This window comes from Actinoplanes oryzae, assembly GCF_030757795.1.
GTDB lineage: Bacteria > Actinomycetota > Actinomycetes > Mycobacteriales > Micromonosporaceae > Actinoplanes.
This window is the reverse complement of record NZ_JAUQWH010000204.1, coordinates 1-14,559: the sequence shown is the minus strand read 5'-3', so window position 1 is coordinate 14,559 and position 14,559 is coordinate 1. Positions and strand designations below refer to the sequence as shown.

The 14,559-nt window shown below is 72.8% G+C and carries 14 protein-coding genes; 10 read left to right on the top strand and 4 right to left on the bottom strand.

What is annotated here, in order from left to right; genetic code table 11:
* From RBH18_RS38795 to RBH18_RS38770, 6 genes are all read left to right on the top strand, one after another.
* A partial coding sequence (locus RBH18_RS38795; RefSeq protein ID WP_306215499.1) for a hypothetical protein occupies positions 1-647 on the top strand: 647 nt, incomplete at its 5' end.
* 26 nt (positions 648-673) lie between these two features.
* Positions 674-2,344: an RICIN domain-containing protein gene (locus tag RBH18_RS38790; RefSeq protein WP_306215498.1), complete on the top strand. Its 1,671-nt coding sequence runs from the start codon at positions 674-676 to the stop codon at positions 2,342-2,344.
* Positions 2,345-2,614: 270 nt separating this feature from the next.
* The gene (locus RBH18_RS38785) at positions 2,615-3,541 is read left to right on the top strand and encodes a DUF6282 family protein (RefSeq protein WP_306215497.1); all 927 of its coding nucleotides are present in this window, start codon (positions 2,615-2,617) and stop codon (positions 3,539-3,541) included.
* Positions 3,538-4,287, top strand: a complete 750-nt coding sequence (locus RBH18_RS38780) for an ABC transporter ATP-binding protein (RefSeq protein WP_306215496.1) — start codon at positions 3,538-3,540, stop codon at positions 4,285-4,287. Before RBH18_RS38785 ends, RBH18_RS38780 begins: the two co-directional genes overlap by 4 nt.
* Positions 4,284-5,114 carry an ABC transporter permease gene (locus RBH18_RS38775; protein ID WP_306215495.1) on the top strand — a complete coding sequence of 277 codons (831 nt, stop codon included), beginning with the start codon at positions 4,284-4,286 and terminating at the stop codon, positions 5,112-5,114. The genes RBH18_RS38780 and RBH18_RS38775 overlap by 4 nt, the downstream gene beginning before the upstream one ends.
* Before the next feature lie 14 nt (positions 5,115-5,128).
* On the top strand, positions 5,129-6,172 hold the full coding sequence (locus RBH18_RS38770) for an ABC transporter substrate-binding protein (RefSeq protein ID WP_306215494.1): 1,044 nt from the start codon (positions 5,129-5,131) through the stop codon (positions 6,170-6,172).
* On the opposite strand, the gene RBH18_RS38765 is transcribed toward RBH18_RS38770, so the two are convergent.
* Positions 6,167-6,502: an STAS domain-containing protein gene (locus RBH18_RS38765; protein ID WP_306215493.1), complete on the bottom strand. Its 336-nt coding sequence runs from the start codon at positions 6,500-6,502 to the stop codon at positions 6,167-6,169. The two genes, RBH18_RS38770 and RBH18_RS38765, sit on opposite strands and share 6 nt — an antisense overlap.
* A 195-nt stretch (positions 6,503-6,697) precedes the next feature.
* Here RBH18_RS38765 and RBH18_RS38760 point away from each other — a divergent pair, with 195 nt between their 5' ends.
* Together RBH18_RS38760 and RBH18_RS38755 are read left to right on the top strand one after the other, a co-directional pair.
* Complete coding sequence (locus tag RBH18_RS38760) at positions 6,698-7,507, top strand: SigB/SigF/SigG family RNA polymerase sigma factor (RefSeq protein WP_306215492.1); 810 nt, start codon at positions 6,698-6,700, stop codon at positions 7,505-7,507.
* Between the two features lie 175 nt (positions 7,508-7,682).
* Positions 7,683-8,543 (top strand): aldo/keto reductase, encoded by an 861-nt coding sequence (locus RBH18_RS38755; RefSeq protein ID WP_306215491.1) that lies wholly within the window; start codon positions 7,683-7,685, stop codon positions 8,541-8,543.
* A gap of 293 nt (positions 8,544-8,836) precedes the next feature.
* On the opposite strand, the gene RBH18_RS38750 is transcribed toward RBH18_RS38755, so the two are convergent.
* On the bottom strand, positions 8,837-10,114 hold the full coding sequence (locus tag RBH18_RS38750; RefSeq protein ID WP_306215490.1) for a YbiU family protein: 1,278 nt from the start codon (positions 10,112-10,114) through the stop codon (positions 8,837-8,839).
* Between the two features lie 90 nt (positions 10,115-10,204).
* Between RBH18_RS38750 and RBH18_RS38745 the strand changes: the two genes are divergently transcribed.
* Positions 10,205-11,548, top strand: coding sequence for an ROK family transcriptional regulator (locus tag RBH18_RS38745; protein WP_306215489.1), 1,344 nt, complete (start codon positions 10,205-10,207; stop codon positions 11,546-11,548).
* Between the two features lie 3 nt (positions 11,549-11,551).
* On the opposite strand, the gene RBH18_RS38740 is transcribed toward RBH18_RS38745, so the two are convergent.
* Positions 11,552-12,694, bottom strand: a complete 1,143-nt coding sequence (locus tag RBH18_RS38740; RefSeq protein ID WP_306215488.1) for an AI-2E family transporter — start codon at positions 12,692-12,694, stop codon at positions 11,552-11,554.
* 155 nt (positions 12,695-12,849) lie between these two features.
* Positions 12,850-13,614 (bottom strand): pectate lyase, encoded by a 765-nt coding sequence (locus RBH18_RS38735; protein ID WP_306215487.1) that lies wholly within the window; start codon positions 13,612-13,614, stop codon positions 12,850-12,852.
* A 180-nt stretch (positions 13,615-13,794) separates the two neighbouring features.
* Here RBH18_RS38735 and RBH18_RS38730 point away from each other — a divergent pair.
* A partial coding sequence (locus RBH18_RS38730) for an XdhC family protein (RefSeq protein ID WP_306215486.1) occupies positions 13,795-14,559 on the top strand: 765 nt, incomplete at its 3' end.

The window sequence follows — 14,559 nt, the reverse complement described above, 5'->3', positions numbered from 1 at the left end:
CGTGGCGGCAGATCGGCGGCTCCGGGCTGGTCGGTGAGCCGGCGCTGGTGACCGTGCGGGACGGCATCCGGGTCTTCGCGCTGACCTCCGCGGGCGCCGTGCAGACCGCGCTCTACAAGAACGGCGCCCTGGGCGACTTCACCAGCCTGGGCGGGTCCGGGTTCACGGGTACGCCGGCCGCGGTGGCCGTCACCGGCTACTGGACGCGCGTCGTGGTGCGCGACGCCGACGGGCGCCTGATGTTCAAGGCGGAACACAGCGACGGCACCTTCGACGCCGACTGGACGCAGCTCGGCACCTTCACCGCCACCGGCTCGCCCGACCTGGTCATGGACCCGGTCACCGGCGCGCTCGCGGTCGTCGCCCGGGCCGAGGACACGTACGTGCACTCGATCTTCGAGACCAGTGCCAGCAGCGGCGTGTGGACCGAGGGCACCCCGGTCGAGCGTCCGGTCGTCACCGACCCGACGATCGTGACCTACACGGCCAGCGGCGGCGCGAACTGGGGCTACACGGTGCGCGACGAGAACCTCGTGCCGTACCTCTACACCAAGAGCGAGGTCCGGCCCGCCGCCGGTGTCTCGGCGCGGGCGAAGCCGGCCTCCGGCTTCACCGCCCACGAGCTGCCCAAGCCCCCCGTCGGCTGATGGACCACCCGGAGAACGGACGACTGATGAAACGAACGACCATCGGCCGGATGGTCGCCGCCCTCGTAGTGGCGGCCGCCGGGGTGGCCATGGTGCCCTCGGCGGCGCAGGCGGCGATCACGCCGGCGGCGGCCGTGCCGATCAAGGCGGCGCACTCGAACAAGTGCCTCAACGTCAAGGGCGGCAGCCTCGAGAACAGCGCTGTGCTCATCCAGTACTACTGCAGCGACAGTTTCGCGAACGACAAGTGGCGGGTCGTGCCGAAGACCGGCGGCTACCAGATCGTCAACAACCTGTCCGGCAAGTGCCTGAACGTGCCGAACGGCAAGACCGACAACAACGTGCAGATCATCCAGTACACCTGCGCGGACACCGCCACGAACAACCTGTGGAAGTTCGAGCCTGTGTCGGGCCGGACGACGTACCGGATCCGCAGTGTGGGCACCAACAAGTGCCTCAACGTCTACAACAACCTGACGGCGGACAGCACCGCGGTCAACCAGTACACCTGCTCGACCGCGGCCACGGCGCTGAACGACCAGTTCTACTTCCCGCCCGCGACCTCGGCGTCGATCACGCCGCTGGCCGCGCAGGCGCGGACGCCGCTGGTGGCGGTGCAGGGCGGGGCCGGCACCGGCGCCACGCTGGGCCCCATCGTGTACGCCTACCTCAACGACCAGGGCCGCGCCTACCGCGCGTACCAGGAGAACCCGGACTCTCCCTCGTCCATCGTGTGGGAGGCCATCCCGTCGGCCGACCCGACCCTGCCGAACCTGGACCAGTGGGCCGGGCACGCCACGCTCGCCACCCAGGCCGACGGCCGGGTACAGATCGGCCTGCGCAGCACGGCGGACGGTGACGTGAACCTCTCGACGCAGACCGCCAAGGGCGCCAACACGTACGGCAGCTTCGCCGACGTGGGCGGCACCAGCGCCGCGCAGCCCGTCACCGGCAAGACCCCGGACGGCAAGCTGGTCACGTTCTCGCTGGTCAACGGCAGTCTGTGGCACCTGCCGCAGGACGGGACCCACCTCCCGTACGGCGGATGGCGCCAGATCGGCGGCAGCAACCTGGTCGGCGAGCCCGCCCTGGTCACCATCCGCGACGGCATCCGGGTCTTCGCGCTCGACACCGCCGGTGCCGTGCAGACGGCGGTCTACCGCAACGGGGCCCTGGGCGACTTCACCAGCCTGGGCGGTTCCGGATTCACCGGTACGCCGGCCGCGGTGGCCGTGACCGGCTACTACACGCGTGTCGTGGTGCGCGACGCCGCCGGCCAGCTGGTCCTCAAGGGCGAGAAGACCGACGGCACGTTCGACGCCGCCTGGACCCCGGTCGGCGGTTTCGTGGCCGCCGGGTCGCCGGACGTCGTCATGGACCCGCTGACCGGCGCGCTCGCGGTCGTGGCCCGGGCCGACGACACCTATGTCCACTCGGTGTTCGAGACGGTCGCCGGCAGCAACGTCTGGAACGACGTGGCGCCGGTTGAGCGAGCGGTGGCCACCGATCCGACCGTGGTGACCTACAACGCGTCGGGCGGGCAGACCTGGGGTTACACGGTGCGGGACGACAACCTGGTCCCGTACCTCTACTCCCGGACCGACGTCCGCCCGTCGGCCCTGTCCGCCGCGGCCCGCGCCAAGGCGGCGAGCCCGGCCTTCACCGAGCACGCGCTGCCCAAGCCGCCCGTCGGCTGAACGGGCGCGCGCCTGGGCCGTCCGTCGGCTGAGCGGGCGCGTGCCCGGTCCGCCCGGCGGGGGAAAGGGGCGGGATCGGGCGCGCCGCCCGGGGCTCGCGTCGGCATAAGGAGCTAGCCCGGCCGCCCGCTGCCGTCGGCGCGCGGACGAGCATCGCCGAGAACCCCGGACCGGGAAACGGTCCGGGGTTCTTGACTTTTGTTGACAATCCTGTGAACGATAATCCGGCATCGTCCTTCGTCGATCGATCCCGCCACCGGGAGGATCATCGTGCCGGACCAGGATCATCCCCGCCCGTCGGAGCGCGCCCGCGCCCTCGTGACCGGCGCCTACGACACCCACGTCCACATCGCTCCCGACGTCATGCGGCGCCGGGTCGACGACGTCACGCTCGCGCGCCGCTTCGCCGAGGTGGGGCTCGCGGGTTTCGTCCTCAAATCGCACTATGTCCCCACCGCCGAGCGGGCCGAGGTCGTCCGCGGCGTCGTGCCCGGCGTCGACGTGCTCGGGGCCCTCACGCTGAACGGCTCGGTCGGCGGGCTCAACCCCGGCGCCGTCGAGATCGCCGGGCGGCAGGGCGCGCGGGTGGTGTGGCTGCCCACCGTGGACTCGCGCAACCAGCGCGACAGCCGGGCGCAGGCCCCGCCGGGTGCCACCCCGCCGATGTGGGCGCAGCTGCAGGACGAGCTCGCCGAGCAGGGGATCATGGCGCCGGCCATCGACGTGCTGGATCCCGCGGGGGCGGTGGTGCCGGCGCTGCGCCAGGTGCTCGCGCTGATCGCCAAGCACGACATGGTGCTCGCCACGGGGCACCTGTCCGGCCCGGAGATCGGGGCGGTCGTCGCGGCGGCGGCCGAGGCCGGCGTACGCAAGATCGTCGTCACCCACCCGGAGTTCACCTCCCAGCGCCTGCCCGTCGAGACCCAGCGCGAGCTGGCGGCGCGGGGCGCGCTGATGGAGCGCTGCTTCACCACCCCGCACAGCGGCAAGGTCTCGTGGGAGCGGCTGGCCGACCACATCCGCCGCGTCGGGCCGGAGCACTCGGTGCTCTCCAGCGACCTCGGGCAGCCGTTCAACCCGCCGGTCGAGGACGGCCTCGCGCTGCTCGCCGACAAGCTCCTGGAGTACGGCTTCAGCGACGACGAGATCCGCACGATGGCCGTGGACAACAGCCGCGCGCTGGTGGGATCCCGATGACGGCCTTCGAGGTACGCGGCGTCAGCAAGCTGTTCCCGAAGGGCGCCGACGACATCGTGGCGCTGCGGGACGTCGAGCTGACCGTCGAGCCGGGGGAGTTCCTCGTGCTCCTGGGGCGCAGCGGGTGCGGCAAGTCCACGCTGCTCAACCTGCTCGCGGGGCTGACCCGGCCGTCCGGTGGCAGCATCCGGCACCGGGGCGCGGCCGTCACGGGCCCGCGCGTCGAGGTCGGCTACCTGACCCAGCAGGACACGCTGCTGCCGTGGCGCGACGTGACCCGCAACGTCGAGATGCCGCGTGAGCTGCGCGGCGAGGGCCGGCGCGAACGGCGGGCGGCGGCCCTGGCGCTGATCGAGCGGGTCGGGCTGCGCGGGTTCGAGAAGCACTATCCGCGCGAGCTGTCGGGTGGCATGCGGCGCCGGGCCGGGCTGGCGCGGATGCTCGCGGGGGATCCCGACACCCTGTTGCTGGATGAGCCGTTCGGCGCCTTGGATGCCCAGCTGCGCACCGAGCTGCAGGGGGAGCTGCTGCGGTTGTGGCAGGGCTCCGGGCGTACGGTCGTCTTCGTCACCCACGACATCCAGGAGGCCGTCACCCTGGCCGACCGGGTCGTGGTCCTCGGCCCGCTCGGGCGCATCGTGCTCGACCAGCCGATCGACCTGCCGCGGCCGCGGGATCCCGAGGACGTGCGCGTGGACGCACGCTTCGTGCAGTTGCACCGCCGCCTGGCGGAAGCCCTCCGATGAGTACGGCGACCGCTGCCACCTCCGGCCCGGTGCGCGAGCGGTCCGGCCGGGGCCTCCGCGCACGGTACGGCCGGACGGCGACGGTGTGGGCGTGGCGCACGATCCTGCTTGTCGCGTTCCTGGTCGCGTGGCAGGTGCTCGCCGGCCGGGTGCTCGACCCGCAGTACGTCAGCTCGCCCGGGGGCATCGTCACCCGGCTCGGCGACTGGCTGGCCGACGGCACGCTGGCCGCCAACACGTGGATCACCGTGCAGGAGATCGTGCTCGGCTTCCTGCTCGGCGCGGGGGCGGCGGCCCTGCTGGCGTACGTGACAGCGCCCCTGCGCATCGTCTGGGACGTACTGGATCCACTGGTCATGGCGTTGTACTCGATCCCGAAGGTCGCGCTCGCGCCGCTGTTCATCGTGTGGTTCGGCATCGGCACGTCGATGAAGGTCCTGCTCGCCGCGGTCACCGTCTTCTTCCTGGTCTTCCTCAACACCGCCGCCGGGATCCACGAGGTCGACCCGGCGCTGGTCGACGCCGTGCGGCTCATGGGCGGCGGGCGCCGCGACATCGCGCTCAAGGTGATGCTGCCCGCGTCGCTGACGGGCCTGCTCACGGGGCTGCGGGTCGCCATCCCGTACGCCCTCATCGGCGCGGTCATCGGCGAGCTGGTCGCCTCCAACCGGGGCCTGGGCTATCTGATCAGCGACTCGTCGGCGAAGTTCGACACCGACGGGGTCTTCGCCACGCTCGTGGTCCTCAGCCTGGTGGCCGCCGCCCTCAACGCGCTCGTCACCCTGCTGGGCCGCCGCGCCAACCGCTGGAAGCCCCTCACCGACTGATCCCGGGAGCTCGCATGCCTGTCGTGTCCCGCCGCACCCTTCTCACGACCGCCCTCGCCGCCACCCTGCCCCTGCCGCTGGCCGCATGCCTCGACAAGGACGCGGACAAGCCCGCCACCGGAGCGGACGCGATGAGGCTCGGCGTCGGTCAGATCAGCAACTCGGTCGCCTTCTTCCCGCTCTTCGTGGCCGAGGAGAACGGCTCCTTCGCGGCCGAGGGGCTGACCCTCGGCGAGCGGCCCCGGCTGGGCACGGGCGCCAAGCTCGCCGCCGCCCTGCAGTCCGGCAGCATCGATGTGGGCGCGGGCGTCATGACCGACGCGTTCAACCTGTTCAAGATCAATCCGGAGATGCGCGTGGTGGCGGCGCTCGTCACCGAGTACTACGTCGACATCATCGCCGGGCCGGGCATCGCCGCCACGGCCGCGGACGGGCCCCTCGCCGCCAAGGTGCAGGCGCTGCGCGGGAAGAAGGTCGGCATCACGGGACCGGGCAGCGGCACCGAGGCGCTCCTGACGTACCTGTTGAAGCAGCAGAAGCTGGACGCCAGGACCGACGTCACCATGGTCAACCTGGGAGCCGACGCGTCCGCCTCGCTCGGCGCCCTCAAGGCCGGCCGGGTGGACGCGCTGTCGTTCTTCCAGCCCATCGGCCAGCAGGCCGAGGCGCAGCGGATCGGGCGGATCCTGATCAGCCCGGCCCGCGGCGACGTCCCCGAACTGCGCGGCGCGCTGCACGGGGTGGCCTTCACCACGCAGCAGGTGCTCGATCGCAAGGGGCCCGCGGTGGCGGCGTTCGTGCGGGCGCTCGCGTCGGCGGAGCAGGCGATCCACGGCGACGCGGCCGCCGTCGGCCGGCTGCTGCAGAAGTATCAGACGACCATGGACCCGGCGACCGTGCGAGCGCTTGTGCCTGTCCTGCAGCAGGAGATTCCGGCTACGCCCGCGCCGGGGGAGGCGGCCTATGCGACGTCGGCCCGGTTCCACCAGGGGAGCGGGCTGGTCGCGGCGCCGCCCGCCTACGCGGCGGTGGTGCCGTCGTCCTTCGCCGGGTCATGACCCGGTCAGCAGGGCGTAGACGCCGGCTATCTCCATGATCCGGCGGGCGGCGTGCTGCGGGCCCTGGATGCGGAACCGCAGGCCGTGGTCCTGCGCGTGGTTGAAGGCGCTGATCAGGGCGCCGAGGCCGGCCGAGTCGAGGAACGGCACGCCGCCGAGGTCGGCCACCACGGTGGCGGTGCCCGGCTCGTCGAGCTCGCCGAGGAGCAGCCGGCGCACCTCGTCGGCGCCGGTCAGGTCGATGTCTCCGGTGAGGACGACCGTGCGTACGCCGTCGAGGTGCTCGACGCGGGAGGACCAGGAAGGCGGCGGATACATCGGCTTCCTCACGTTGTGGTGAAAGCCCTGTCGGCAACCTTCTGCGCTACCCGGTCGTGACCGGATCAAACGCATTGCCGTAACGGATGATGCCGGCGATCATACCTTCGTCGGTGCAAATTCGGTCGTTCGGACGAGTTTGGGGACGGGCGACCAGCGGGCAATAGCGGTCCACGCGTGGGAAGTAGTCACGAACAGGAGCCCTTCATGACCGTCGTCGCAGTGTCCGCTCCCGACACCGACACCTCGGCCGATGCGTCGGCCAGCACGGACCGTGCCGGTGAGCTGATCAACGCGCTGGCGAGCCTCCCCGCGGGGCACCCGTCCCGCCCGGCCGTGCGCGACCGGACCATCGAGGCGTGGCTGCCGCTGGCGCGCCACCTCGCCAACCGCTACGCCGGCCGCGGCGAGCCGACCGACGACCTCTACCAGGTCGCGGTGGTCGGCCTGATCAAGGCCGTCGACCGCTTCGAGGCCGACCGGGGCGTCGACTTCGCGGGCTTCGCGATCCCCACGATCATCGGCGAGCTCAAGCGCCACTTCCGCGACCGCACCTGGTCGATCCGCGTCCCGCGCCGCCTGCAGGAGCTGCGCCTGGCCATCACCGCGGCCAACAGCGCCCTCACGCACAGCCTCGGCCGGTCGCCGCAGGTCTCCGACATCGCCGAGCACCTCGGCATCACCGAGGAAGAGGTCCTCGAGGGCCTGGAGGGCGCCCGCGCCTACAACTCGGCCAGCCTCTCCACCCCGGTCGGCGCGGACGGCAGCACCGAGCTGGGCGACACCCTCGGCGGTGCCGACCCCGAGTTCGAGCTGGCCGAGCTGCGCGTGTCGCTCGGACCGGCGCTCGCCTCCCTCGACGAGCGCGAGCAGAAGATCGTGAGCCTGCGGTTCTACGGCAACATGACGCAGTCGCAGATCGCGGAGCAGGTCGGCATCTCGCAGATGCACGTCTCGCGGCTGCTGACCAAGGCGCTCGCGAAGCTGCGTACGCGCCTGGACGAGTTCGCCGTCTGATCCTCCCCCTGGCCGGCTCGTCCGCCGGCGTGCCGGACCGGCATTCCGTGGCCGCGACCCCACCTGGCGGGGTCGCGGCCATCTTCTTGCCGGGTTGATTCTCGTCACGTGGCAGCGGCGGGTCGTGCGGTCTAGCTTGGGGTGATCGATCCGGCAGCTTCCTCAGGAGAGACCCATGGGCGTCGCGGACAGCGGGACCATCCAGCTCGGCGGGCGTGCCGTGCACCGGCTCGGCTACGGCGCGATGCGCATCGTCGGCCCGGGCGTGTGGGGGCCGCCGCGCGACCATGACGAGGCCGTCCGGGTGCTGCGCCGCTCGGTCGAGCGGGGCGTGACGTTCATCGACACCGCCGACTCCTACGGGCCGTTCCACTCCGAGGAGCTGATCCGCGAGGCGCTGCACGACGGCAAGGGCTACGGCGACGTCGTCATCGCGACCAAGGGCGGCTTCACCCGCACCGGGCCGAATGTGTGGGTCGCCCTGGGCCGGCGCGAATACCTGCGCCAGTGCCTGCTCATGTCGCTGCGCCGCCTCGGGGTCGAGCGCATCGACCTGTGGCAGCTGCACCGCATCGACCCGCGCACGCCCCGCGAGGAGCAGTTCGCCGAGATCAAGTCGTTCGTGGACGAGGGGCTGGCGGCGCAGATCGGCCTCTCCGAGGTCACCGTCGACGACGTCAGGCAGGCCCAGGCCGCGGGCGTGCCGGTCGCCTCGGTGCAGAACCGCTACAACCTGGGCGACCGCCGCGCCGAGGAGCTCCTGGACTACTGCACCGAGCAGGGCATCGCGTTCATCCCGTGGGCGCCGGTGGACGCGGGCACCCTGGCCCGGCCCGGCGGCCCGCTCGACGAGGTGGCCAAGGCGCACCCGGGCGCGACGACCGGCCAGCTGGCGCTGGCGTGGCTGCTGCGGCGCTCGCCCGTGATGGTGCCGATCCCGGGCACGTCCTCGGTCGCCCACCTCGAGGAGAACCTCGCCGCCGCCGACATCACCCTCACCGACGAGGAGTTCGAGACGCTGTCCCGCGCCGCCTGACGCCCGCGCTGCCTGACGCCCGCGCCGCCCGCCCGCCCGCCCGCGCCGCCCGCGCGCGCGCCTGACGCCTGCGCCGCCCGCGCGCGCCTGACGCCCACGCCGCCTATGCGCGTCTGCGTGGCTTGACGCCGTGCCGTCTGTGCGACCGTGCGGGCTGACACTCGTGCCGTCTGTGCACGCCCGGGCCGCTTGACGCGCGCGTCGCCCCGGCCTGCTCGTGCCGGCCGCACGCCCGAGCCGGTGTGCGGCGGCCCGGGCGTGCGGCCCCGGCCGCGCCGGCGCCTTCGGGTGGGTCAGAGGCCGAGGCCGCGGCGGCCGGTGTCGGTGAGGGCGGCGGGCGGGAAGCGGTCGGGCCAGGTGCGCTCGTAGTGCTCGGGCGGGAAGTCGCTCGGGCTGTCGCCGCTCGCGAAGGCCGCGCGCACCGACTCGGCGTAGCGCTCGTTGCGGGGGCACCAGGGGGCGGCCGGGATGTACATGACGTTGCCCCAGCCTCGCTGGTTCCGCACCGGGGCGACGCTGTGGATCATGTCGCAGTGCCACCACACGGAGTCGCCGGCGCGGACGTCGGGGATGCCGGCGAGGGCGCGCATCAGCAGCGGGTGCCACTTCTCGCTCGCGGGGAAGACCTGGTTCACCGTGACGCCGCACATGTCGTCGTCCGGGACGTCGGACAGCAGCGGGCGCAGCATCAGGTAGGCCATCGCCTCGGGGATCGGGACGGTGTGCAGGACGCCCTGGTCGTGATCCATGTCGGACAGCGCGGTCCACCCCTGAAACGTGCGGAAGGCCGAGCACATGGTCGACCCCGGGTACTGCGGGCCGTCCGTGCGGTGGGCGGCGTCCCACGGGTCGTACTGCTCGGCGGTGCCGTCGAACAGGTGCCGGAAGGCGCGCTGGTTCGCCGACGTCATCCACAGGTCGAGGGTGCCGGGATCCAGGTGCGTGCCGAGGCCGTCCGAGTCGGCTCCCTCGGGACGCCGCCGGATGCGGTCGGGATACAGCGAGTCGCGCTCGGGGTCGAACCAGCGGACGCCCTCCGACTCGTACTTCCACTGGCTGTTGAGGAAGGCCTGCACGCGCGCCATCCGGTCGCTCTGCCGCGCCTGCATCTGCGCGGACGACCAGTAGATCGGGTAGATCTCCGGCTTGGATCCGACGCTGCCGAAGAAGTCGTCGCCCGGGCCGCGGTAGTTCTCGAAGAAGTGGTTGCCGTCCACGTAGTCGACGATGTCCCGGTCCCAGGCGAGCGCCTGCTCCCGCGGGAAGTGCCCGCGCACCACCAGGCAGCCGCGCCGGCGCAGCAACGCGAGCTGCTCCTCGGGTACGGATCCCGTGGCGAGCTGCTCGTACTCGATGACCGGCCAGACGGATTCCCCACGCGCCCGGGCCGCCTCGATCTCCTCGACGGCGGCCCGGACGCGGGCCTCGACCACCCCGAAGACCTCCTCGACGGTACGGCCGGACGCCGCGATCCGGGCCCGCAGCGCGCCCTTGATCTCGCGCACCGCGGCGGGCAGGTCGGCGGGAGTCTCCTCCCAGTGCGGCAGGGCGGTGCGTACAGGCGTCGACATGGCGAACCCTCCTCTAGTCAGCTCTCCTTACTTGAATGACGGTAAGCGCGTCGGCGGCTTCCAGGCAAGGGCCCTGTCTAGAATCGGCACGTGGAATCCGCCAAGCCGTCGCTCGACCTGGTCCGCTCGGTCACGGACGAACACGTGCTGCGCGCCCTCATGCGGCACCGGCGCCTGACCAGGGCGGAACTCGCCGCCGAGACGGGGATCTCGAAGCCCACCGCCGGGGAGAGTGTCCGCCGCCTGACCGAGCGCGGGCTGCTCGTCGACACGGGCGAGCGCACGCCGGGCGGCCGCGGCAAGGGCCGGGTCGGGTCCTACTACGCGCTCGCCGGATCCACGGGGACGGCGCTGGCCGTGGCCATCGCGCCGGAGGGGGTCGTGGCCGAGATCGTCGACGTGTACGGGTCCACGGTGACCCGGGCGCGGCAGGAGATCCGCCGCCCGGCCCGGCCCGCCGACGTCGCGAGCGCGCTCGAGCACGTGGTCGCCACGGCGGTCGGTGCCGGGGTCGCGTCCGCCGGGGTTGGTGGCGCCGGGGCCGGCGATCGAGTGCGCCCCGCGCTCGTCCCGGGGTCGCCGCCGGCTGCCGACGCCAGGCCGGCGGCGGTGCGTCCTCGGCTGGCGGTGGTGAGCGCCGCGGATCCGGTGGACCGGGCGACGGGTCGGCTGGTGCAGCTGCCGGACGCGCCCTTTCTGGTGGGGGAGCTGGACGCCGTGGCGGTGCTCGGGACGTACGTGGACGGCCCGGTCACCGTGGACAACGACGTCAACTGGGCCGCGCGTGCCGAGGTCGATGACAGTGCGCGCGACTTCGCGTACCTGTATCTGGGTGAGGGTCTGGGGTGCGCCGTCGTGAGCGACGGCGTGGTGCAGCGGGGGAACCGCGGGCTGGCGGGGGAGATCGCCTACCTGCTCACGGCCGGGCCGGGCGGCCGGGCCGTGCGGTTCATCGACGTGTTCGCGGAGCTGGGGCTGCGGCGGGCGGGGTCGAGCGGGATCCACACCGGCCGGCTGCTCGCCGCGTTGCGTGAGCCGGATCCCGCCGCCGTCCTGCGGGATGCGCTCTCCGGGGTCGTCGCCGCCGTGGTCGCCCTCGCGGATCCGGGCTGCGTGGTGCTCGGCGGCTCGTGGGGCCCCGCGCTGCTCGGCGAAGCGGTGGATGCGGCTGGGTCTCCTGCCGCCGGGGAAAGGAGTGCCGGCGGGGAAAGGAGCGCCGCCGGGGAAAGGAGCGCCGGCGGGGAAAGGAATGCCGGCGGGGAAACCCTTCCGGCGGGGGGAGGGCTTCCCGTGGGGGAAGCGCTCCCGCTCGACGGGCGGATGCCGTGGCCGGTGCCGGTCCGGGCGGCCCGGGCGCGGGACGAGCCGGCGTTCGCGGGCGCGCGGGCGGACGCTCTGACCCGTCTGCGCGCCGCGGTCGTCGCCGCCGGCTGAGGGTCAGGCCCCGGCGGCGGCGGGCGGCGGATCGTCCGGGACGGTGGGCGGCACCAGTCCGGGTTCGGTGGGCGGCGCCGGCTCCGGATCGGTGAGCTGTTCGCGCAGGTAGGCCCACATGACCGCGATCACCGCCGACACCGGCACGGCGAGCAGGCTGCCCACGATGCCGGCCAGGCTGCCGCCGAGCGTCACGGCGAGCAGGACCACGGCGGCGTGCAGGCCCAGGCCGCGGCTCTGGATCATGGGCTGGAAGACGTTGCCCTCGAGCTGCTGGACCAGGACGATGATGCCCAGGACGATGAGGGCGTCGGTCCAGCCGTTGGAGACCAGGGCGATCAGCACCGCGACGAAGCCGGCGAAGAGCGCGCCCACGATCGGGATGAAGGCCGTCACGAAGGTCAGGACGGCGAGGGGCAGCACCAGCGGGACGCCGACGATCCACAGGCCGAGGCCGATGAAGACCGCGTCGAGCAGGCCGACGAAGGCCTGGGAACGGACGAAGGCGCCGAGGGTGTTCCAGCTGCGCTCGGTCACGGCCGGGACGTCGACGGCGAGGCGGCCCGGGAGCTGGCGGGTGAGCCAGGGCAGGAAGCGCGGACCGTCCTTGAGGAAGAAGAACATCAGGAAGAGCGCCAGCACCGTGGTCACGACCCCGTTGACCACGGTGCTCACGCCGGTGACCGTGTAGTTGACGATGTCGCTGGCCCGGCCCTGGATCTGGCCGATCGCGGAGTCGAGGGCCCGGGTGATCTGGTCGTCCTGGATGTTGAGCGGCGGGCCGGACGCCCAGTCGCGCAGCTGCTGGATGCCGTCCACCACGCCGTCGGCGAGCTGCGGGGACTGGCCCGCCACCGGCACCGCGATGCCGACCAGGGTGCCGGCGGCGATCAGCAGCGCCAGGACGGTGACGACCGAGGCGGCCAGGGCGGGCTTCCAGCCGTGCCGGCGCAGGAAGCGTACGGGCGGCCAGGTCAGCGTGGTCAGCAGCAGCGCGATGACCAGCGGCCAGATGATCGACCACGCCTTCCCGAGAAGCCAGAGCGCCACGGCGGTCATGAGCAGCACCAGCAGCACCTCGAGCGAGACTTTCGCGGAGGTGCGCAGGGCGGCGCGGGTCTTCGTGGCGCTCAGCGATCCAGGCATGCGCCCACCCTATGATCAGCGGCCCGGCGACCCGCGCACGACACGGCGAGCATCGATCACTGCCTGCCGGCTGCCTGGCGACGCCGGTCACAGCAGGCGCCGAGCGAAGGAGGCGCGTCGAGATCCGTGGCCGTGCGGGCCCCGGCGAGGATCGATCAGTTGGTCGTCACTCCGGTGGCGACGCAGGTCACGCCGTCCGGCTCGTCGGCGATCTTCGTGGGCTCCTCGCCGGTGTCGTTGCCCTCGAACAGCTCGCACACGTGCGTGTCCGCGGGGATCGTCACGTCCGAGATGGTGACCCGGTCGCCGAGATTGGCGTTGACCCCGGCGAGAACCTTCCCGGGCGCGTTCGCCGTGACGTTCTCGATGGTCACCGTACGGGCGGCCTGCTCGTCGCAGTTGCCGCACGACCGGTAGAGCTTGCCGAAGTCGCTCACCGTGAAGTCGCGGATGGTCACCGACCCGCCGGCGCCGCGGTTGTCCTGGAACACCTTGTCGGTCCCGCTGGATGCCGAACCGCCCTCGATGAGTACGGTCGCGTTCTCGCCCCGGAACGTCGCCGCGTCCTCGCCCACGTCCTCCCACGACACGTCGAGCAGGCTGCAGCTGCCCGAGCAGTGGACGCCGTCCGCGGCGGGGGAGCCGAGGACCACGTTCCGCAGCGTGGCGCCGTCCGCCAGCTCGAAGAGCGCGTCCTGCCCCTCGTCCTGCCCGCCGTCGCCGAGCTCGCCGCCGCCGACGAAGCGCTGCCCCGCGCCGTCGAACACCCCGTCGACCTGGATGGTCTCGGTGACGACCGTGTCGGCCTTGGTCTCGTTCTCGGCCGCCGAGGCGAGCTGGGTCGTCACGGTCGCGGCGACGGCGGCGGCCGCCACGGCTGCCACGGCGATGATCCGGGTCCTGCGTGATCGCTGTGCCACGTACGTCTCCCTGCGTCGGGCGGCAAGCGGGATGCCAGCCGCTGAGCACCGGGGTCGCCCTGCCGGACAACCCGCACTGGATCAACAACACGAGCGGGCGCGGCGATCGGATTAATAAGGTTTGTTCAGGACAAAATTCCGGGGCAGGCGCATTCCCGCGTACGGCCATAGGATCCAGGGATGCGTGAGGTGCTTCCGGAGCTGGTCGCGGCGTGGCGGCAGGGTGAAGCGGCGGGCCTGGCCACCGTGACGGCCACGTGGTCGAGCGCGCCCCGCCGGCCGGGCGCCGCCATGCTCGTGCGCGCCGACGGCGCCGCCACGGGCAGCGTCTCGGGCGGCTGCGTGGAGGGCGCGGTCTACGAGCTGTGCCGGGAAACCGCCGCCTCGGGGGAGCCGCGGACGGCCAGCTTCGGGGTGTCCGACGACGACGCGTTCGAGGTGGGGCTGCCGTGCGGCGGCACGCTGGACGTCTTCGTGGAGCCGGCCGGCTTCCCCGAGCTCGGCACGCTCGCCGGGCTCGTCGACGCCGGCACCCCGGTCGCGCTCCTGACCTGCATCGAAGGGCCGCCGGACCGGATCGGCCGGCACCTCGTCGTCACGCCGGACGCGCGCTTCGGCACGCTCGGGCACGACCGGGCCGACGACGCCGCGGCGGACGACGGGCGGGGGCTGCTCGCCGCCGGACGTACGGGGATCCTGCGCTACGGCCCGGACGGCCAGCGGCGCGGAAGCGGTCTCTCGGTGCTGGTGACCTCGTTCGCCCCGGCCGCGCGGATGCTCGTCTTCGGCGCGACCGACCACGCCGCCGCCGTGGCCCGGATCGGATCCTTCCTCGGCTACCACGTGACCGTGTGCGACGCGCGGCCGGTGTTCGCCACGGAGTCGCGCTTCCCCGGGGCGGACGAGGTCGTGGTCGACTGGCCGCACCGCTACTTGACGGCGGAG